The organism is Photobacterium sp. DNB23_23_1 (assembly GCF_052873815.1).
Map to the genome: position 1 here is coordinate 1 of NZ_JBNNXT010000056.1, position 19,346 is coordinate 19,346.

Sequence of the window (19,346 nt, forward strand, 5' to 3'; positions counted from 1 at the left end):
TAGGAGCCGGATGCGTTAGTAGCGCACGTCCGGATCTGCGCGGGGGGTGGCAGGTAACTGCCATTCCTACCGCGACCGTTCCTTAAACTCTTCGGTGTGCTTGATACGTGTTTTAGTATTTGTCATTGTTTACCTCGTTAAGTAATTTTACTCACTTAACGAGGTGTCTAAAATTACTGGTTCAGATAATCTGAAGTACATCAAACAAAAAGAGACCAGTAATGGATATTGGTCTCTTAGGGAAAAGATAGTTTTTTATTAAGTTATTAAGACGATATTTTATTTTTTATTCTTATTTTTGATGACTTAATACTTGTAAACCTGCGTTTTAGAAGTTCTGTATAGATGATATCGATAATAAACATTTGAGAAACCCTTGTACCAATTGAGTCTCCTTGATAGAGTTCTCCTTGACTACAGTTATCTAGGGTAATGTCACATATTGAGCTTAATGTTGATTGCCGATTATTAGAAACTGCCACACAAAAGCCATTGTTTTCTTTGACTGTTTTAACTGTTTCAATTATTTCACTTTTTTCACCTGAATGTGAAATGGCGATAATTACATCGTCACCATTAGTATATTGCATCTTATAGGTCATGGCATGTTTTTCAAAAAATCCCGTTGCATCTAACCCAATGCGTGAAAACTTATATTGTGCTTCTTGTGCTGTTAAACCTGAGCCTCCTAGGCCAATGAAGAATACCCTTTTAGATTGATCGATCGCATCAATTACACTCTTTAGATCGGTTGTGCATAAACTTTTCTTTGTATCTAAAATTGAGCAATTTACTATTTTTGAAATTTTATCAATGGTCTCCTCAAGGGAGTCTTCGATATAGATGTCTGCACTTATAGGTTCAGCTTTAGTCACTGGCGCTTCTATCAACTCTTGGTTGAGCAGATCTTTCATCTCTGAGTAGCCAGTGAATCCATATTTTTGGCAGAAGCGGATGACGGAAGCATCACTAACACCAGCTAGTTTTGAAAATTCACGTGCAGATGAAAGGACGACTAAAGCGGGATCTCGAAGAAATTGATCGACAATTTTAAGCTCCGATTTTGTCATATTGTCTCGAGCAAGTTTTAATTGTTGAGTTATGGTTAGAGAGCTCACTGTAATTCCGATTCATCATGTCATTAAGGCTAATGTACCTATTCTCAACAGGCCAATCAAATACTAACAAAGCAACACTGTAGCGCTTTGCTCAATCTAACATTTCACATTTTTTTGGGTTTATGTTGGAATTTGTGTTCATTTGTGGGGTTGTGTAAGGTTTGGGCGTTATTGAGCACGTTTAGTGTTGACGGTTTTGAATAATGATGCTTAAATCTGACATGTCATTTTCACCTGTTTGTGGGCCGAACAGTGGTTAATGATAACAATGTAATTATTACTCTCGTGTTAAGTATCACTAGGTGATGTTAAGAAAAGGGCAAAACATGGAAAAGCAACGTGCTTGGCTATATAACAATACGACTGAATCTGTAGAGATATCGAGAATCGATATACCGAAGATAGAAAAACATGAGGTCTTAATAGAGAACAAAGCGGTCGGTATCAATCCGGTTGATTGGAAGTTTATAGAGGCAAATCCACTCAATTGGCGGTCAGGCCACGTTCCTGGTGTTGATGGTTCAGGAATAATTGTTGAAGTAGGTGAAGATGTTGATCCCGCTCTAATTGGACTCCGTGTGAATTATCATACATCGCTGAAGTGTGATGGTAGCTTTGCTGAATATACAGTCATTAAACCAGAACGTTTGATGAGGCTCCCTGATTGCATGCCTTATACGCAAGCTGCTGCGCTACCTTGTCCAATGCTAACTGCTTGGCAAGCGTTTGAAAAAGTGCCTTTAAGCAGAAATCAGCAAGTGTTAGTGGCTGGTTTCGGCGCGGTAAACAAAACTTTGACGCAATTGCTTATTGCTGCTGGTTATGTTGTGGATGTTGTTTCTAGTAGTTTAAGCGAACAACAAGCTGAATTATTGGGTATCAATAAAATATACCGTGATAATTCAACGATACTACCAAAGTACTATGCTATTTATGATGCTGTTAGTGGTCAAAATGCAGCTGATTTGTCTTTATTATTAAAAGCGAACGGACATATAGTGTGCATCCAAGATAGAATTGCTAAACCTATAGACCCAGCCTTCACGCGTACAATCTCATATCATGAAGTGGCATTAGGTGCTTTGCATGAGTTTGGTGATAATGATGATTGGAAGTTTTTAATGAAAAATGGTGAAGCTTTACTCAATAAAGTTGGAACTGGTGAGCTAAAGGTGAGTGCAGCAGATTTTTTTGAGTTTGAATTAATGCTTGATGCCTTGAGTCATAGTAAGGAAACAAAAAATAAAACAATTATTGTTGTGAATTGAATGTAGCTATATTCACTACTCTGTAGTGACCGTGATTTTGTGAGTTTAATGACTCATCCAATTGGGTTAATAAGTAAAACAGTCTAAGTTGAAAATAATATAAACAATGTCCTAATAATTCAATATAGGAATGAAGAATGCTTGTTGGAGTAGCGGCTAGTTTTATCGGCGCATCATTTCAATCTATTAATTACGCGTTAACACAAAACTATCAATATAATAAAAAGATTGATAGTATAAAGCTTCTACTTGCTACCCATGCCTTTATGGGTATTATAGCTCTAATTATTACTCTGACTATGGGGTATGCAAAGCATTTTGATTATAGATTATTATGGGATTTAGTTAAGGTTAATGCACCATATATTGCGGCACAGTTTTTTCTTATACGTGCGATAACAGAGAGTGATTCTTCAGTCGTATCCCCACTTCTAGCATTGAAAATACCCGCGCTTGCCATGATCTCAATATTATATTTTAATAATGGGTATGGTTTTATCCAGTGGGTTTCAATATTAGCTATTGTTGTTATATCTGGCTATTTTTCTTTTCTATCAGGAACAGTTAGCATTAAACCATTGTTACTTATATTTGCGACTTGTCTAGGTTACGGTTTGTCGGATATAGCAATCTCAATTTTGTCACATAAAGTTATTGCCGCTTCAGTATTTGAGCAATCTCTCATCACTATTTGTATGAATTATTTATTTTGCGGTCTATTAACTTTACCCTTTTTAAATTTTTATGAGGTTAATGTCAATGTTGTTTTTAGTACAAAATGGATTGCATCTGCATGGTTTATATCTGTGTTTTTCTTAGTTATTGGGTTTAATCTCTCTGGGGTAGTTTACGGTAATGTAATTCAATCACTAAGAGGAGTTATTGGGGTTGCTATCGCCTATATTTTTTTACGTCATCAGATTAATCAATCTAACATAATATGGAAGAAGAAATTCATAGGCGCAATTGGTATGCTTGCTGCAGTAGCACTATTTTATGTATAATCTTTTCACTATTTATATAATTATGCATCACTAAACCAACTACCTTGGTAAGTGGTTAGCATCCAGCGAGGCTTTCCCTGGAGTACGCCCCATACTAAATGTTTTCTTTATTTTCGCGAAGTCAAAGAGGACAAATAAACAAGCTTCTCACGTATTTGTTGATAGCGCTGGTATTAATAAAGAAATAATCCGCCGATATGTAAATCATCAAGAGAAGAAGTAGCGTCAAGAACAGGGAGAGCTAGAGCTGAACTAAATAAACGCCCCTTTCTAGGTGGGGCATGCAAAGCTACCTTATTTAGACGTTGGCTTTTTTACAGTAATTTAAAATAACCTTGTTTACATCAAATAAAACTTCTTTTATAGGTATATTATGTGTAGTATTTGACTTAAATCTCGATACATTCTCTATGGGGATATCTGATACGATAAGCACACAGTCTGCATTTTTTATATCATCTTTCGTAATTTCATTCTCTATTCCCATTGCACCTTGTGTTTCAATTTTTATTCTTATGTTATTCTTTTTTGCTGCTTTTATAAGTGCGTGGGCAGCCATATATGTATGTGCGATACCAGTTTGGCATGCTGTGATAGCGACAATATTCATGATATAGTTGATGAACCGGCAATGCATGTAATCAGTTTTACATTAATATAATGAGCAATATTGTGGTATCTTTTATTTATTTTACTTTTTAGCTTCAAAGCTCTGACTAGTTTTTCTGATATCATAAAAAATGAAGTCCCGCATGATTCTTCAGTGGGAAAAAATTTGATTATATTAAATCCTTCTATTGTTACCTTATCGACTTGCTCTGAATTCATTATGCCTGGTATTAAATTTATATCGTTTTTTTTGCAAAAGGTAATCATTTCATGGTCAGTGTGACTTGAAATAATAGTATTGGCACCTGACTCTTTTGTTTTTAATGCTTCTTCAGTTGAGGATACTGAACTGGCTAATAATAATATGTTAGGATATTTTTTTGAAATTCCTGAAAGTAATTTTAGGGGGTCTGAACCACGCATTGAAACTTCAATTATTGAAACCCCCTTATTGTTTAAGGTTTCGGCTAACAACATTGCATTATTATAGCTTTCTGGTTTAATAATTGGAATTTCGATGTTATTTTTTAGTCTTGCTAGGAGAACATTTTTCATATTGTAATGTAGTATTATATTGGTTGGTCATAATTATTTCGATTTGTATATACCGCTTCCCTGCGGAAATTTCCTCTTCGACACGTCAGTGTAAGTTGCCATGTAAATTAATTAACATGATAGATTTAATTTTATATTATATATAATGGTTTTTGAAATTATTTAAAATGATTGTTTTGATAACTATTATTTATAGGTGTTGTTCTATTTTATTTTGTCATTTTAATGTAGATGTGAATGATTTATAATTGTAAAATATGTCTTTGTATATCAAGGGTGATTTGTTATTCATGTTGCAGCTTGTTAAAGTTGTAATATTTATTTAGCCGGTTTATATAGAGATTAAAATTTATTTAGGGGGGTTGGGAGGGGAGAGTTAGTTGGGTCCATTATAATGAACCCAACCTATTTATAACTATAGTAGAAGTCTATAATGGGTATAGAATTCTTCATTTTCTGCGAGAGAAATTATTCCTCTCTTGTCTTCAATTTGATCTTCAAAATTCCCGTCAGAAGTGATTCCGTACCATGGTTCTAAGCAAATAAAATCAGCATTAGGGACCTTCCATAGTGCAAAGTATGGTGTGGATGGGATCTCCATTATTCGCTTTCCATACAGAGAATCTTTTATATGTACTCTCTGGGCAGGAAGGTTTTTAAAGTAAAGTGCACCTTGAGAAAAATCCCAACTCTCTAATTGAAAGCTACCCTGAGTAATAGGTATTCCAGCATATTGATTAAGTTGTGTAAAACCATCTTTTCCGATAAATGGCTGTGATATAGATTCAAACTGAATTTCAGTATTTGAGTCAATGTTGAACCCTGGATGTGAACCAATCGAGAACCATAGTCTCCCACTAGATAGGTTTTTAACCTTGTAGCTGACCATTAACCCATCGGCATTCAGTTTGAAAGTGACATTCAGGTTGAAGTTAAATGGGTAATGTTTTTTGGTCTCGTTGGTAGCAATGATGCTTAAAGTTACTGTACCGTCCGTTTTTTCTACAACCTGAAATTCTTGGTGGCGTGCAAAGCCATGCCTTGGCAGAGAGTATTTGCTTCCATTATATTTATAGTGACCATTTTTGAGGTTACCAATAATAGGGAAGAGGATTGGTGCTGAGCAAGGCCATTCAGAACCTTGCCATATCCAGTTCTTTCTTAAATTCGCATGCGAGAAAGAGATGAGTTCTGCACCTTTGACTCGTATTTGAGCTTGATGTCCAAAAGCCTTTAAAGTGAGTAAGTTACTGTCACCCATTAGTCATGTCTCATCGCCATATTCAATTGATAGGTTGCCCTTTTAAGTTGCTCATCAACGAAAAGTGTTCTTGCTATGTCAAATACATCTTGTTGTTCAACTGGTCGTGAGTATGTATTTAAAATCTCATTGACTTGGCTCAGTGTCTTATCTCTATCTGTACCGACATTTACAATAACTTCTAGCCCTTCTGCAATACTGTAGTGTGCTAGTTCGATACCAACAAAAAGACTCTTTTGATATTTGGTGAATGATTCATACTCTTGGGTAATGTTATCTAAACTCACTGTATCTAGAGAGTATCTCGAGTAAAGCTCAGACGGGGCTTCGTTTCGTTGTAACTCTTGAATAATCGCCTGTGAGAATTCGAGTGCTTTTTCATGATCACAGATAGGATTTTTCTGTTTCGAATCGACGTTCAAATCGAATAACTTATCACCAAATCGAAATGCATTTGTATAGTTGATGGCCGTAGGCACTTTGAGAATCTTGGCGCCCAAGGTAAATTCGAATCCGTCGTGCAACTCGGAATTTGCAAGGTTTTCAACATTAAAACGGCTATCTATATGGGTAGGCATCAGTGTGTATTCATTTAGCGTATTCTTCCGCTCGCGAGGTGCTCGCATATAGACATGATTGCCATCAGTGATGTTTAGATGTGCTCCAAAGTAGCCGAATAGGGCGAAATCTCTTACATTTTCACCACTCACCAAGCTTTGAGATATTGAGCGGCCTTCCATCTGTTTTGGAATGTCAAAATCGAAGAAGTCCAATAGGGTTGCTGCAATATCAATGGTTTGGGCGAGTGCGTTACTTTCGACCCCTTTCTGTTGATAGCGAGGATCCCATAAGTAGAATGGGGTGTTAGCGATTTCATTGTAAACAGGCATGATGTTCTTGCCCCACCAATCATGCTCACCAAGTAAGAAACCATGGTCAGTACACACCATCAACATGGTGTCATCCCAAAGGTTATTTTCATCAAAAGAATCAAGCACTTTACCTAAGTATTCATCGCACATAGTAATTAGAGCCTGATAGAATTTCCTTATCAGAGCTTGCTTTTCTGGAGCATCAGTGTTTGCGTTGTAATACATCCAGCCGTCGAAGTCTTGTTGGCTGCATCCGTACATATTCAAGTACTTGTCTGGTACAAAGAACGGTTCATGGGGATCAAAGCACTCTAATTGTAGGAACCAGTTATCTTGGTTGACGTTTTTATCTATGAACTCCAGTCCTTTTTCAACTGTACGGGTAAGAGTATGATCTTGCTCTGACTTCATATAATCGCGGTTGATAAAATCTTGAGTCATTCGCTTTACACGACGATTGATGACGGCTTGTTCCTCTTTTCCATCATAATTGACATGTGGTTTCTCTACATGGCCTTTCCAACAGTCGCCTTCTTGACCGCGGATAAATTCAAAGGTTGTATATCGAGGATGGTAGGTGGCACCGCCATCTCTCCAGTAATGCTTATGATCTGTTACTAGGTGAGTGTGGATCTTGTTTTTTGATAAATGCTCTGGCATTGAAAAATCAAAAGGTTCAAGCGGCCCCCAACTTCTGTGCAGGAAGTTATAGCGACCAGTGTGCATCTCACGACGTGCTGGCATACAAGGCATACTGCCTACATAGAAGTTGTTGAATTGGACACTATGTTTTGCCAAGCGCTCAAAATTCGGTGTGATGGCATCGCCACCATATGTTGAAATATGGTGTTTAGTTAACGTGTCAAACATTAAAACGACAGACTTCATAAAGGACTCCAGAAGAACAACAAAGAGGGACGTTATTGAAACTCCCCCTTGAATATAAGGTGATGCAATTAAGCTACTTTCAAGTAGTCATTGAGTTGGTTTTTGATTATTGATACCTGAGGGCCAAATACAACTTGTACCCCAGTATCTTTAACAACAGTACCGATTGCCCCGTATCGCTTAAACGCGGTCTCATTGACAAGTGATGCGTCATTTACAGTTACGCGTAGTCGGGTTGCACAGCAGTCAAGGACTGAGATATTTCCTTTTCCTCCAAAAGCATCAACAATTCCCGCGAGTTTCTCTTCACCTTCAATTGTTTCTTGTACTTCATTGGTATCTTCACGACCTGGAGTCTTTAGGTTCTTCCAGGTAATAATGAAACGGAAGCTAAAGTAGTAGTAGCAGAACAACGCCGCCCCTATTGGTAATACCATAATCCAGTTTGTCTTATCATTACCTTGAAGGACACCAAATAAGATAAAGTCAATGACACCGCCTGAGAAAGTTTGACCAATAGTTACCTCAAACATGTGGCTGAGCATGAAAGCAAACCCAACACCAATGACATGAACTACATATAAAAGGGGAGCTGCGAATAAAAATATAAACTCCAAAGGCTCTGTGATGCCTGTTACGAAAGCTGTCAGTGCACCAGAAAGTAAGATACCTGCTACTTTGTTTCTATTTTCGACTTTTGCACAATGGTAAATTGCTAGAGCAGCACCGGGTAGGCCGAACATGAAGTCGGCAAAACGTCCTGCCATAAAGCGTGAAACGCCTTCATAAAACTGGGTAGTATTTGGGTCTGCGAGTTGGGCGAAGAAAATTGGTTGTGCCCCCTGGTAGAGTTCGCCATTGACGACCATTTCACCACCGACACTGGTAAACCAGAAAGGCATATAGAAAAGGTGATGTAAACCAAGAGGTAAAAGCCCTTTTAAAGACATACCAAAGAAGAAGGTGCCTAAATAACCAGTTTTATCAACAATAGCACCTAAGCCTGTAATACCACTTTGGAAATATGGCCAAATGAAAAACAGTGCAATACCTAGGAAGATAGAGAAAAACGAGGTGACGATGGGGATAAACCTTGAGCCGCTAAAAAAGGATAGCAGCATAGGCAGTTCTACCTTGTTATAACGGCCATGGGCGTAAGATGTTAGTAGTCCACACAATACACCGCCAAGAACGCCAGTCTGCAAAGTTGTTATTCCTAAGACTGAAGCTTGTCCTTGCATTGCCAAATCGGTAGAGGCTAATTGATGCGTTATAGTTAATAGTGCCTTGATAGTTACATTCATAATAAGGAATGAAAGAACAGCAGCAAGGCCTGCTGTACCCTTATCATTTTTAGCCAACCCTACTGCGATTCCCACAGCAAAAAGTAGTGCTAAATTGGCAAAGACAATTTCACCTGACATTCGCATCATTACGAATATTGCTTGAAGCAACGTATTATCAAGTAAAGGGTATGTCAGAATCGTAACAGGATTAGAGAATACCCCGCCGATCCCTAACAGCAAACCTGCTGCTGGCAGCACAGCTATAGGCAACATAAAGGATTTGCCTAAATTCTGTGCTTTTGAAAACAGTTCTTTTTTCATGATAGATAGACCTTTAACACACGTTAAGAACCGCCATGATAACCACAGGTGTAGCAATTGCTACATTCTGTGTTTGATATTTTGACGAGCTTAACACTTTTATTAAGCCTTTCAGCAAAGGGGGCGCTCAGCATTATCTCTATAATATAGCATAAAGCCGGCCCAGCCTTAAAGCTTCGGTTTGATAGACGAGTGTGCGCTTTAAATCGTGTTGTAGCGAGTGCTACATTGTGTTTTAATGCTGCCAGTTGATTTGGGCTTCATTGGGTTAGTAAGGGTATGGAATTACTTTGGGTCATATTGAGCTTCGATGGTGCTTTGAAGCTTGTATTGGGAGCAATTATTGGTCTTTGTCTTGGCTTAACTGGGGTTGGCGGAGGGGTGTTGATCATACCTATACTTCAGTTTTTCTTCGGTATGGGCACTGTGACAGCTGTTGGTACCGCTAGTTTGATCTCAATGTTTGTTAAGCTAAATGCGGGCTTTTCGCATATTAAAGCTGGTAATGTTGCGTGGAGAAAGCTCGGTCTAATGTTATTAGGGGCAGTTCCGGCAACATGGTTCATTACTGAATGGGTTGTGTATTTCAATAATCATGACCAATATTCACATCAGATCACCCAAGCTATTGATATAGCAATTGTGGGGATTATGCTGCTTTCTTTATTTTCTCTATATAAGAAACGAAACAGTTCGATATCTTCATCAGCTAACTCTCAACCGGAGAGTGGTAAGGCTAAGGCTGTATGTGCTGGTGGTGTATGCGGTGCAGTACTCGGCTCAACAGGGGTTGGCGGCGGTGTTCTGTTGTTACCTGCGTTTAACTCTCTCCTTGGCATTGACCTGAAAAAATCTATAGGCTCATCAGTTGTTATGGCGTTGGCTTTGTCTGGAATTACAGCTTTAAATTATAGCCGAGGTGGGCAAAGTGACATTGCAACTGCTGCTCTGATGACTGCAGGAGCTTTTCTAGGTGTTCCCATTGCAATACGGTTACTTGAACGGTTTAGCGAAAATCAGTTATACAGTTTAACGTTATTGGTAATATTTATTTCGTTATGTTTAACCCTAATGTAGGTTCTGTCCTATTTGGATTTAAAGAATTGATATTGGCGATTTTTTCGTCAGATGTTTGTTCTATTTCTAGTGAGGTGTCATTATGAGTAAAGTTAATGGTTGCCATGTGATGGTAAAGCCGACTGGTTCAATTTGTAATATAGATTGCACCTATTGCTTTTACTTAGAGAAGGAAGCGCTTTATCCTGAACGGAATAAAAACTGGAAAATGTCTGATGAAGTACTTGAAGAGTATATAAGCCAACATATTAAAGCCCAATCAGGAGAAAATGTTGAGTTTTCCTGGCAGGGAGGTGAACCGACCCTGATGGGGATTGAGTTCTTTGAAAAAGTTATTCAACTTTGTGATAAATATGCTAATGGAAAAAGTATTCATCATAGTATTCAAACGAACGGCCTTCTTTTAAATGATTCATGGGGGCAGTTTTTAGCAAAGAATGATTTTTTAGTTGGTTTATCAATAGATGGTCCTGAGCAATTGCATGATCAATACAGACTAACTCGATCGGGTAGGGGCACACACCACCAAGTTATGGCGGCTGTTGATATTCTTAAAAAATATCATGTGGAGTTTAATACGCTAACAGTCGTTGGTAAACATAATGTTAAATATGCAAAAGAAGTTTACCAGTTTTTATTGTCGATTGGCTCTCGTTATATCCAATTTATTCCACTGGTAGACCGTATCGTAAATACTCCTAAGGAATCAACTTTAAAATTGGTTATGCCAGGGGAAAGTGCTGCAACATTAACCCCTTGGAGTGTACCAGCCTTACTATATGGAGAGTTTTTGAGTGAGATTTTTGATATTTGGGTGAGACGGGATGTCGGTAATGTCTATGTTCAGATGTTTGATGTTGCCTTAGGTGCATGGTGCCAACAGCCTTCTGGACTTTGTGTTTTTTCTCCAACATGTGGGCATGCATTTGCTTTAGAGTCCAACGGTGACTTGTATAATTGTGATCATTTTGTATACCCTGAACATAAACTAGGTAATATTAAATCAGTTACTATTTCAGAAATGAATAATAGTGACAGTGCAATTAAATTTGGTCAAAGTAAAAAAGAAAATCTCACAAGTGACTGTAAGAATTGTGAGTTTCTATTTGCTTGTAATGGCGGGTGTCCAAAACATCGATTTTCTATTTCGAGTGGTGGAATGGTAGGACATAACTATTTATGTTCGGGATATAAGGCTTTTTTTAAACATGCAGCCCCTTATCTGACTCAGATGCGTAATTTACTTGATGCTGGATACCCAGTAACAGCTATTATGAGCTTTCTTGCCGAGTTACAGTCGAAAGCAGTTGGAACAAAGCCAAATGCTCCTTGTCCATGTGATAGTGGAAAAAAATATAAAAAATGTTGTAAAAAATAACCTGTACCTTATGGTCTTGTAAATTATTATTGATAGTTCCAGTTTAACAGTGAGATATATGAAAAATATAAATAAAAACATTTCAAATGATATTTTTTTTCTTGACAATATTATTCAGAATTACCCTTGGGGGTGCAGGAGTTCTATATCAGATATTTTTGAAATATCTAACGATAGTAATCAACCAATGGCTGAGATTTGGATGGGAGCTCATCCTAAAGCCAGTTCACAGGTCACTATTGATGGGAAAAAACTACCACTGAATTGCTATGTCAAACAAAATAAGGGAGCAGCAATTGGTCATAAACAGTACCAGAGTTTTGGTGAATTACCCTATTTGTTTAAGGTACTGTCTGCAGGTAAAGCGTTATCCATTCAGGTTCATCCTTCAAAACCGCAAGCTGTGGCAGGGTTTGCCCGTGAGAATGAGCAAGATATCCCATTAGATGCAGATCATCGCCAATATAAGGATTCTAATCACAAGCCGGAAATTATTTACGCTCTGACAGCATTTACCGCCATGAATGGTTTCCGCACAAACGGTGAGATTCTTAAATTATTATCTGATCTCAACAGTCAATTACTTGAAGAACCGTTAAAGCAGTTTAAACAGACACAAACCCCTAAAGGGCTGAGTCTACTATTTAAAACGGTACTTTCGTTCAGCGGGCATGAAAAGCAATCCTTACTTGATAGCCTCATGGCTTGGAGTACTTCGAATGTAGGAAGTTTAGCAGACTTAGTCGAAATGCTCTCGGAGCAATATCCAGGGGATATTGGCTTGTTGGCGCCGTTAATACTGAATGTGGTTGAATTGGTTCCGGGCGAGGCCATGTTCCTAGATGCTGGAACGCCACACGCCTATATACAGGGGACAGGGTTGGAAGTGATGGCTAATTCAGATAACGTCTTACGTGCAGGTTTAACCCCCAAGCACATCGATATCGATGAGTTACTTACATGCTGTAAATTCGAAGCGTTAAAATCGTCAAACCTTTTGATTAAACCAGAACAAATAGGCCAAGAGCTATCTTTTCCTGTACCGGTTGATGACTTCAATTTTACCATCGTAGATATGCCTAATCACTACAACATTGAACTTAAAAGTGGCGAAATTTGGTTTTCGATTGATGCCAAAGCAACGTTTAGTAATATAAAAGGGGAGGAGTTGGTGATATCGAAAGGACAATCAGTATTTATTCCTGCGATGGCAAGGAATATAAAGGTTACGTCCGAGGGTAAGTTGGCCAGAGTATTTTAAAAAAATTATCACAGGACTGACTTTCGATAATTAATGAGAACCCTTTGGAATGGTGTGAAAAATAAAGTCAGCTTCAGAAAGTGATACGTTCTTTTCGTTAAGGATACAAGGTAAGCATGTAGTTAACCAATGAGGCCTTGTTTGGCCTCATCTAAGTCAACATTCCACAGCAGTAAGTTAGTTCTAAGGTTCCTACTCCGGTGCTATTCAATTTGCCTCTTTCATAAATCCAGCCATCTTTAATGTACTAATTTTTAAGTGGTTTTTTGATTTCTTAAATATCTATGTGTGTCGTTGATGATTATAGATGCGTGTGATTGCTCCTCGATTGATGCCGGTATCTCTAGCTACACTTGCGGATAGAGGGCAGCCCCTCAACTTGCAGGTGTCGTATCCGCAAGCTCTACTAACTCAGTTTCTATTTATGCGGTTGCTCACGTGATGCCATCATCGATTTTTTTAGGTCTAGTGGCTCAAGGCCTTGTTACATCAAGGTTTTATTTGTGTTTTCTTTTTATTTTTGTTTTAAGTGCAAATGAGAAGCTAAAACAAAAAAAGTAGTGATTAATATCACATTAATTCTTTGGCTCTCAGTCGGGTTATGAGTCAAATCACGTTCAATATTGACGTCGATTTATTTTATTTTGATGTTGGTTTTTAATTGAACACAACAAAATACAAATAACCGAAAGGAAAGAAAAATGAATAGTGTATGTCGCAACATGGCGAGATTAATTGACTTAAGTGCCGTTCAAGCACAAAACACAAAACAAGATATTTTGGCATGTTCCGAGCTAGCAAAACAGTACAACATTATTTCCATCCACGTGCTTCCAAACTGGACGTCTTTTCTGCGTGAAGAGCTAGAAGGCTACCCGGAAGTGATGATTGGTGGTCCAGTAGGCTTCCCTTCAGGTGGTGTGGCGACGTCAACAAAAGTGGCTGAAATTCATCAGCTAATAGCAGACGGTGCGCGTGAAGTGGATATGGTTGTAAACGTTGGTCGTGTGCTTTCTGGTGACTACGACTACATCGAGCAAGAGCTAAAGGCGGCGGTAAAAGCGGCCCATCCGGTGCCAATCAAAACCATTCTAGAAACACATTACTTAAATGAAGAGCAGATTCGCAAAGTAACAGATATTGCGATTGATGCCGGTATGGCGTGGATGAAAACCGCAACTGGTTGGACTCCGACAGGTGCAACAGTAGAAAACTGCGCAATGATTGCCGATCAAGCAAAAGGTCGCATCGCGATCAAAGCATCAGGTGGCATTCGCTCATTAGAATTGGTCAAACAATTATATTCAGTGGGTGTGCGTCGTTTTGGTCTCAGCATTAAAACGACAAAAGAAGTATTAGAGCAATTGGAAGCTAACCCAGAACTATTCCCAGAATTAGATCACGAATAATCACAAGGTCATGAGTCGTATTTTCGATACGACTCATGGCCTTGTAATAAGTGGTTCTATCGCCTCCTAAATAACAAAATAATTACCTTACAGGTGCGATAAATGAAAGATTTAGTATTAGCTATAGATATTGGTACCGGAAGTGCCAGAGCTGCTCTGGTTGAAAAATCCGGTCGTATCATTGAAATAATCCAACAAGAGCACGATCAGATCACACCGAAAACAGGTTGGTCTGAGCAAAAACCATCATCGTGGTGGCTAGGTGCTCAAACTTGTGTGAAACAACTGCTGTCTCTTCACAAAGAGAAGGTGAGCAACATCGCAGTCGTCTCCGTTTGTGGTCAAATGCATGGCACAGTTTTACTCGATAAAAATGGTGAACTTGCGGATGACCGTGCCATATTGTGGAACGATAAGCGCCCAGAAAGCTTGGTAGGCGATTTCACAAACCAGTTTGATGTCGCGGCGCTCGCAAGCGTCGTAAACAACCCACCAACCACGGCATGGCCAGCGTTTAAATTGAGTTGGGTTCAGCACAATCAACCTGATGTTTGGAGCCGAGTACACACAGTGTTGATGCCTAAGGACTTCATCAACTTCAAGTTGACGGGAAACGTTGCCACGGACTACAGTGAAGCTTCATGCTTCTATCTGATGGATCAAGCAAGCCGTCAGTATGATGCGGATATGTTGAAGCGATTCAATATCCCAGCATCGATTCTTCCTCCTATTTTCTTAGCTACCGATGTGATTGGTCATGTAAGTGAGCAAGCATCTCAAGACACTTTAATTCCACAAGGCGTGCCTGTTATCGCTGGTACATCCGATATGGCTGCGACTTTGTTGGGATCTGGTGTGTATCGTTCTGGTCAAGCATCGGATAGCACCGGAACATCCACCCTGATTACCGTGGTGTCTGAGAAGCCAACCGCTGATCTGCTACTAAATAACCTGCACTTAGCGAACCCTGCTTGGGGCACGTTCAGCATTCTTGATGCAGGCGGTGATGCTATGCGCTGGGCTCGCCTTGCTTTGCAAGAGAACAAGATTGGGTATTCAGACTTGGTGACGAAGGCAAAAGCGTCACCCGTTGGTTCGAATAGCTTGCTGTTCTTGCCATACCTCACCGGTGAGCGGAATTCTGAAACCAAAAATTCTCGCGCACAGTTCTTTGGCTTATCTCGAAAACATCGACTTGGCGATATGTTCCGTTCCGCCATGGAGGGGGTGGCGTTTGCTGCGAAGAAGAACCTTGATTCGATGGTGAAGCAGACAGGAAACATTGAACAAATGATTGCTTCTGGTGGCGGTGCCAAAGATGAATTTTGGTTAAAAATCAAGGCTTCGGCTTACAACGTTCCCATCGTTAAAACTGATGTTGAAGAGAATGGTGTGCTTGGCTGCGCCATGCTCGGTGGTGTTGGTGTGGGCTTATTTGACTCCGTTGAGCAAGCGGCGAAACGTGTCGTCATATTCGATAAAGAAATCCTGCCGATCCCAGAATGGGTCGACCATTATCAAGCCATGTTTGAGGTGTATGACGATCTTTATACTTCCTCACAGCGCTTTTATAACCGCTTAGATCAGCTTGATTCGTTAGCAGAAAATTTGAATAAGGATGTACAATATGGCTAATACAGCAATTAATGGTGCACCAAAAACCAATGAAGACGTTGAAGCATTAGAACTGGATACCAGTTGTTACTTACCGGCGATTCCTTGGGGTAAATTCCTAATGGTCTGCTTGGTGTTTGTTCTGTGGGGCATCGCGGGCAGTTTGAACGATGTTTTGATTCCTCAATTTCGTAAAGGTTTTGAATTATCAGACACCCAATCAGCATTGGTTCAATCGGTATTCTTCTTTGGTTATTTTGCGTTTGCGATTCCTGCCGCAACCGTGGTGAAGAAATACTCTTACAAAACGGCAATCGTTGTGGGCTTGGCGCTTTACGCCTTGGGTTGTTTCTTATTCATTCCTGCTGCGAATGTGATGACTTACGGCGCGTTCCTTGGCTGCTTACTGATTGTTTCTTCAGGTTTAGCATTCCTAGAAACGTCATGTAACACATACTCAACGCTACTTGGTCCAATTGATTCATCGACACAACGCATCAACTTTTCTCAAGTGTTTAACTCTGTTGGCGTATTCGGTGGTATTTTCATCGGTCAGCAACTGGTGTTTAGTGAATCAGACGTTTCGCACGAAGAACTGCTTGCGATGGCACCTGAAGCGGCAAACGTTATTCGTCATGAAATGGTAGAACAGGTGGTTACACCGTACCTATTCATGGGCGTGTTCCTGCTAGTGATTGCGGCAATCTTTATCTTTACTAAGTTCCCAGCATGTCGCCCTGAAACAGTACAAGATGAACCAAAGGTAGACATCAAAGAGTCTTTTGGTCGCTTGATGCAAATCCCTCACTTCCGTAAAGGTTTGATGTCTCAGTTCCTATACGTTGGTGCTCAGGTAGGTATTTGGTCATTCACAATCCGTTTCGCTCAAATGATTTATCAAGGCATGACAGAGCATAGCGCGGCAAACTACCTAATGGCAGGTTTGGTACTTTACGCTCTTGGTAAAGCTGTCGCGACCGCGATGATGAAGCGACTAGAACCTTCAAAGCTGCTTGGTATCTACGGCATCATCAACTTTGTACTGATTACGTTCGCGGCGATTAATCCATCAGAACTGTCTCTGTTTGCTCTTATCGCATGTAACTTGTTTATGTCGCCATGTTTCCCAACAAACTACGGCTTGTGTATTAAAGGTCTAGGTAAAGATACACAGTTTGGTGGCTCACTAGTAGTAATGACCATCGGTGGCGGTGCAGTTATCCCACCTCTAATGGGTATGATTTCAGATGCGCTAAGCGGCAACATGCAGATTGCTTTCCTTCTACCTGCTGTGTGTTTCGCTTACATCGCTTACTTTGGTTTCTACTGTAATAAGCGAGGTCTGTAATGGATAACATTCAAAGTTACACCGGTCATATTGGCATTCCAGTACAGGATGTAGAAACGAGCGTAAATTTCTATCAAAAGTTGGGTTTCGATATCTTAGAGCGTCATCAGCTTGATAGTGGAAATGGTGGTAAAAACCACATCGCGTTTGTCGCAAAAAATGGCGTGTTATTGGAGTTTTATCAACTATATGGTGAAACTACGAGCAAGCGAGAAGGTGCCATCAACCATGTTGCAATCAAAGTGGAAAACTTAGGAGAGGTTCAAAATCTGTTAGGAGAACTTGATATACCATTGGTCGATGGTCCAACGCCTCTGCCTTTCGGGCAAAATGGGGTGACCTATATGATGATTGAAGGCCCAGATAGAGAACGTATTGAGTTCGATGAGTTTCAGTAAGCGATAAAGATGTTGTGGCGGGTTATCCCGCCATATTTTGTTTGAGGAAGAGTATGTTCGCAGAAGAGCGCCAAGGGCTAATTGTTAAGCAGTTAAATCTAGTGGGAAAGGTTTCGGTCAAAGAGCTTTCTGAACTTTACTCCGTAACCCAAGCAACAATACGTAATGACTTGAAATCGTTGGAAGATAAAGACCTCCTTATCAAAACCTATGGTGGAGCACTAGCAAAAACCGATGCCCATCATGAGCTCGATTCAGACACTCGCCAAAGCATCAATGAGCTAGCAAAGCTTGCGATAGGCAAAAAAGCGACTGAGCTAATAAAAGACTATCAAACGGTGCTTTTAGATACGGGTACTACAACCTATCACATCGCAAAACACATCCAAGACCATCGTGGGCTTACCGTGGTGACCAACGATTTTGACATCGCAAAGCTGTTAGAGCTTTCTCCTTATATTCAAGTCTTTCTCTTAGGTGGCTTTGTAAAAACAGGCTATCACTGCACTTACCATAACCACTATTCAGCCATGCTTCGCGAGCTAAATATTGATATTGCCTTTATGGGTACCAACAGCCTAAATGGTGAGGGAGCATTCGCTGCAGATATTCAACTCGCTCAAACCAAGCGCTTGATGGTGCAGCGCTCAAACAAAGTTGTGATGTGTTGTGATAATGATAAGTTTGAACGTAAGGCATTTTCTCGATTCGCAACGCTTGATGATATAGATATTGTGATTGCAGATAGGCTCCCTGAAAATACTGAGCACTTTGAAGAGCACGATATCGAGTTACTTCTTGTAGACGACTTTTAACAGCATTTCACAGGCTCATAATTATACTGAGTTCTTGCCTTAAGCTGTACTACCTTTGAGAGATAAAGCTTCTTTAAGGTTTTGATACAGGGTGAGGTTGTGAACGTTTCTTAGTCAAAATTGCGTTCAATTTGACGAATACACCTAGCTGTGTTCATATACTCCCTTTTTAGGGAATGCACCATACATACTGACCACTTCAAAGAACTCTTTCAGCCAGTCTATGGACATCGCCAAGGTATTAAAGTAATTGATCTGTTCCATTAAGACTGAACAATGTGGTAAGTCACTTTCCAATCCTGTAATTATTCATTAACTACTAATCTAACCTCAGATCGGTTGAAACCACCGCCATCAACCCTAATTTTTCTGTGTTTGTGATGTTGAGCGATGGCTTTTGTGGTTTCAGACAGTAGATGATTAACCCGTCAAGTAATTTCAGCATGAAGCCGTGTAGACTCCGGTGGCGAGAATGCTCTATCTGAGAAATGTTTTTCAGTTGGTCATTGATGGTTTCGATAATGAACCTTTTTGATAACATTGCACTATCTCAAGCAGCAAGTACTTTGGGTTTCATGTTTTTACGGTGAGTCGTAATAAGAGTGATCCATTCCTCTTTTAAATCGGCGGTAAGTACTTTGCTGATATAGCCCTTTTCAGCGTAGAGTTTATCGAGTAGATCTTTTGATAGTTCTCGAACTGGCTTTCTATCATCAGTATTCGCGGGTGTGAGTTTGACTACAACGATATTAAGGTGAGTTAGAGTCATTAGTCGCAACATATCTTAGGGTTTTGTTTTAACTGAATTCGTCTAACTCAAAAGTGAATATTTAATGAGTAGCGATTCAAAGAACCAAATTAGGC

16 protein-coding genes and 2 pseudogenes are annotated in these 19,346 nt (G+C 39.7%); 11 read left to right on the forward strand and 7 right to left on the reverse strand.

Features of this window, described 5'->3' with window-relative positions; translation table 11 throughout:
• Window positions 1-266 precede the first annotated feature (266 nt).
• Window positions 267-1,118 carry a MurR/RpiR family transcriptional regulator gene (locus tag ACVA53_RS22895; protein ID WP_446506369.1) on the reverse strand — a complete coding sequence of 284 codons (852 nt, stop codon included), beginning with the start codon at window positions 1,116-1,118 and terminating at the stop codon, window positions 267-269.
• A 326-nt stretch (window positions 1,119-1,444) separates the two neighbouring features.
• On the opposite strand from ACVA53_RS22895, the gene ACVA53_RS22900 reads away from it, so the two are divergent.
• The 3 genes and pseudogenes from ACVA53_RS22900 to ACVA53_RS22910 all read left to right on the forward strand — a co-directional run.
• The gene (locus ACVA53_RS22900) at window positions 1,445-2,386 is read left to right on the forward strand and encodes an alcohol dehydrogenase catalytic domain-containing protein (RefSeq protein WP_446506370.1); all 942 of its coding nucleotides are present in this window, start codon (window positions 1,445-1,447) and stop codon (window positions 2,384-2,386) included.
• Window positions 2,387-2,523: 137 nt separating this feature from the next.
• Window positions 2,524-3,390: a hypothetical protein gene (locus ACVA53_RS22905; RefSeq protein WP_446506371.1), complete on the forward strand. Its 867-nt coding sequence runs from the start codon at window positions 2,524-2,526 to the stop codon at window positions 3,388-3,390.
• Window positions 3,391-3,541: 151 nt separating this feature from the next.
• Window positions 3,542-3,613: pseudogene (locus ACVA53_RS22910) on the forward strand (IS200/IS605 family transposase); the annotation flags it as partial.
• A gap of 75 nt (window positions 3,614-3,688) precedes the next feature.
• On the opposite strand, the gene ACVA53_RS22915 reads toward ACVA53_RS22910, so the two are convergent.
• The 5 genes from ACVA53_RS22915 to ACVA53_RS22935 all read right to left on the reverse strand — a co-directional run bounded on the left by ACVA53_RS22915 (window position 3,689) and on the right by ACVA53_RS22935 (window position 9,182).
• Window positions 3,689-4,000 (reverse strand): PTS fructose transporter subunit IIB, encoded by a 312-nt coding sequence (locus ACVA53_RS22915; protein WP_446506372.1) that lies wholly within the window; start codon window positions 3,998-4,000, stop codon window positions 3,689-3,691.
• A complete protein-coding gene (locus ACVA53_RS22920; RefSeq protein WP_446506373.1) occupies window positions 3,997-4,554 on the reverse strand; it encodes a hypothetical protein in 558 nt (185 codons plus the stop codon). Before ACVA53_RS22920 ends, ACVA53_RS22915 begins: the two co-directional genes overlap by 4 nt.
• 415 nt (window positions 4,555-4,969) lie before the next feature.
• Window positions 4,970-5,815, reverse strand: coding sequence for an aldose epimerase family protein (locus tag ACVA53_RS22925; RefSeq protein ID WP_446506374.1), 846 nt, complete (start codon window positions 5,813-5,815; stop codon window positions 4,970-4,972).
• Window positions 5,815-7,575, reverse strand: a complete 1,761-nt coding sequence (locus tag ACVA53_RS22930) for a sulfatase (RefSeq protein ID WP_446506375.1) — start codon at window positions 7,573-7,575, stop codon at window positions 5,815-5,817. The genes ACVA53_RS22925 and ACVA53_RS22930 overlap by 1 nt, the downstream gene beginning before the upstream one ends.
• A gap of 68 nt (window positions 7,576-7,643) precedes the next feature.
• Window positions 7,644-9,182: a PTS transporter subunit EIIC gene (locus ACVA53_RS22935; protein ID WP_446506376.1), complete on the reverse strand. Its 1,539-nt coding sequence runs from the start codon at window positions 9,180-9,182 to the stop codon at window positions 7,644-7,646.
• A gap of 279 nt (window positions 9,183-9,461) precedes the next feature.
• On the opposite strand from ACVA53_RS22935, the gene ACVA53_RS22940 reads away from it, so the two are divergent.
• The 8 genes from ACVA53_RS22940 (at window position 9,462) to ACVA53_RS22975 (ending at window position 18,482) form a co-directional block, all read left to right on the forward strand.
• Complete coding sequence (locus ACVA53_RS22940; RefSeq protein ID WP_446506377.1) at window positions 9,462-10,259, forward strand: sulfite exporter TauE/SafE family protein; 798 nt, start codon at window positions 9,462-9,464, stop codon at window positions 10,257-10,259.
• An 82-nt stretch (window positions 10,260-10,341) separates the two neighbouring features.
• Window positions 10,342-11,637, forward strand: coding sequence for an anaerobic sulfatase maturase (locus ACVA53_RS22945; RefSeq protein ID WP_446506378.1), 1,296 nt, complete (start codon window positions 10,342-10,344; stop codon window positions 11,635-11,637).
• Between the two features lie 58 nt (window positions 11,638-11,695).
• Window positions 11,696-12,898, forward strand: coding sequence for a mannose-6-phosphate isomerase, class I (manA, locus tag ACVA53_RS22950; protein ID WP_446506379.1), 1,203 nt, complete (start codon window positions 11,696-11,698; stop codon window positions 12,896-12,898).
• Window positions 12,899-13,599: 701 nt separating this feature from the next.
• Window positions 13,600-14,307: a deoxyribose-phosphate aldolase gene (deoC, locus tag ACVA53_RS22955; RefSeq protein ID WP_446506380.1), complete on the forward strand. Its 708-nt coding sequence runs from the start codon at window positions 13,600-13,602 to the stop codon at window positions 14,305-14,307.
• A 102-nt stretch (window positions 14,308-14,409) separates the two neighbouring features.
• Window positions 14,410-15,942 (forward strand): xylulokinase, encoded by a 1,533-nt coding sequence (locus ACVA53_RS22960; protein ID WP_446506381.1) that lies wholly within the window; start codon window positions 14,410-14,412, stop codon window positions 15,940-15,942.
• Window positions 15,935-17,269: an L-fucose:H+ symporter permease gene (gene fucP / locus ACVA53_RS22965; protein ID WP_446506382.1), complete on the forward strand. Its 1,335-nt coding sequence runs from the start codon at window positions 15,935-15,937 to the stop codon at window positions 17,267-17,269. The genes ACVA53_RS22960 and fucP overlap by 8 nt, the downstream gene beginning before the upstream one ends.
• The gene (locus ACVA53_RS22970; RefSeq protein ID WP_446506383.1) at window positions 17,269-17,667 is read left to right on the forward strand and encodes a VOC family protein; all 399 of its coding nucleotides are present in this window, start codon (window positions 17,269-17,271) and stop codon (window positions 17,665-17,667) included. Before fucP ends, ACVA53_RS22970 begins: the two co-directional genes overlap by 1 nt.
• Before the next feature lie 53 nt (window positions 17,668-17,720).
• Window positions 17,721-18,482: a DeoR/GlpR family DNA-binding transcription regulator gene (locus tag ACVA53_RS22975; protein WP_446506384.1), complete on the forward strand. Its 762-nt coding sequence runs from the start codon at window positions 17,721-17,723 to the stop codon at window positions 18,480-18,482.
• A gap of 319 nt (window positions 18,483-18,801) precedes the next feature.
• On the opposite strand, the pseudogene ACVA53_RS22980 reads toward ACVA53_RS22975, so the two are convergent.
• A pseudogene (locus ACVA53_RS22980) lies at window positions 18,802-19,263 on the reverse strand (transposase).
• Between the last annotated feature and the right edge of the window lie 83 nt (window positions 19,264-19,346).

Coding starts and splice junctions, on each gene's coding strand:
- ACVA53_RS22900 (WP_446506370.1), top strand. CDS start 1,445: ATGGAAAAGCAACGTGCTTGGCTATATAACAATACGACTGAATCTGTA.
- ACVA53_RS22905 (WP_446506371.1), top strand. CDS start 2,524: ATGCTTGTTGGAGTAGCGGCTAGTTTTATCGGCGCATCATTTCAATCT.
- ACVA53_RS22915 (WP_446506372.1), bottom strand. CDS start 4,000: ATGAATATTGTCGCTATCACAGCATGCCAAACTGGTATCGCACATACA.
- ACVA53_RS22920 (WP_446506373.1), bottom strand. CDS start 4,554: ATGAAAAATGTTCTCCTAGCAAGACTAAAAAATAACATCGAAATTCCA.
- ACVA53_RS22925 (WP_446506374.1), bottom strand. CDS start 5,815: ATGGGTGACAGTAACTTACTCACTTTAAAGGCTTTTGGACATCAAGCT.
- ACVA53_RS22930 (WP_446506375.1), bottom strand. CDS start 7,575: ATGAAGTCTGTCGTTTTAATGTTTGACACGTTAACTAAACACCATATT.
- ACVA53_RS22935 (WP_446506376.1), bottom strand. CDS start 9,182: ATGAAAAAAGAACTGTTTTCAAAAGCACAGAATTTAGGCAAATCCTTT.
- ACVA53_RS22940 (WP_446506377.1), top strand. CDS start 9,462: ATGGAATTACTTTGGGTCATATTGAGCTTCGATGGTGCTTTGAAGCTT.
- ACVA53_RS22945 (WP_446506378.1), top strand. CDS start 10,342: ATGAGTAAAGTTAATGGTTGCCATGTGATGGTAAAGCCGACTGGTTCA.
- manA (WP_446506379.1), top strand. CDS start 11,696: ATGAAAAATATAAATAAAAACATTTCAAATGATATTTTTTTTCTTGAC.
- deoC (WP_446506380.1), top strand. CDS start 13,600: ATGAATAGTGTATGTCGCAACATGGCGAGATTAATTGACTTAAGTGCC.
- ACVA53_RS22960 (WP_446506381.1), top strand. CDS start 14,410: ATGAAAGATTTAGTATTAGCTATAGATATTGGTACCGGAAGTGCCAGA.
- fucP (WP_446506382.1), top strand. CDS start 15,935: ATGGCTAATACAGCAATTAATGGTGCACCAAAAACCAATGAAGACGTT.
- ACVA53_RS22970 (WP_446506383.1), top strand. CDS start 17,269: ATGGATAACATTCAAAGTTACACCGGTCATATTGGCATTCCAGTACAG.
- ACVA53_RS22975 (WP_446506384.1), top strand. CDS start 17,721: ATGTTCGCAGAAGAGCGCCAAGGGCTAATTGTTAAGCAGTTAAATCTA.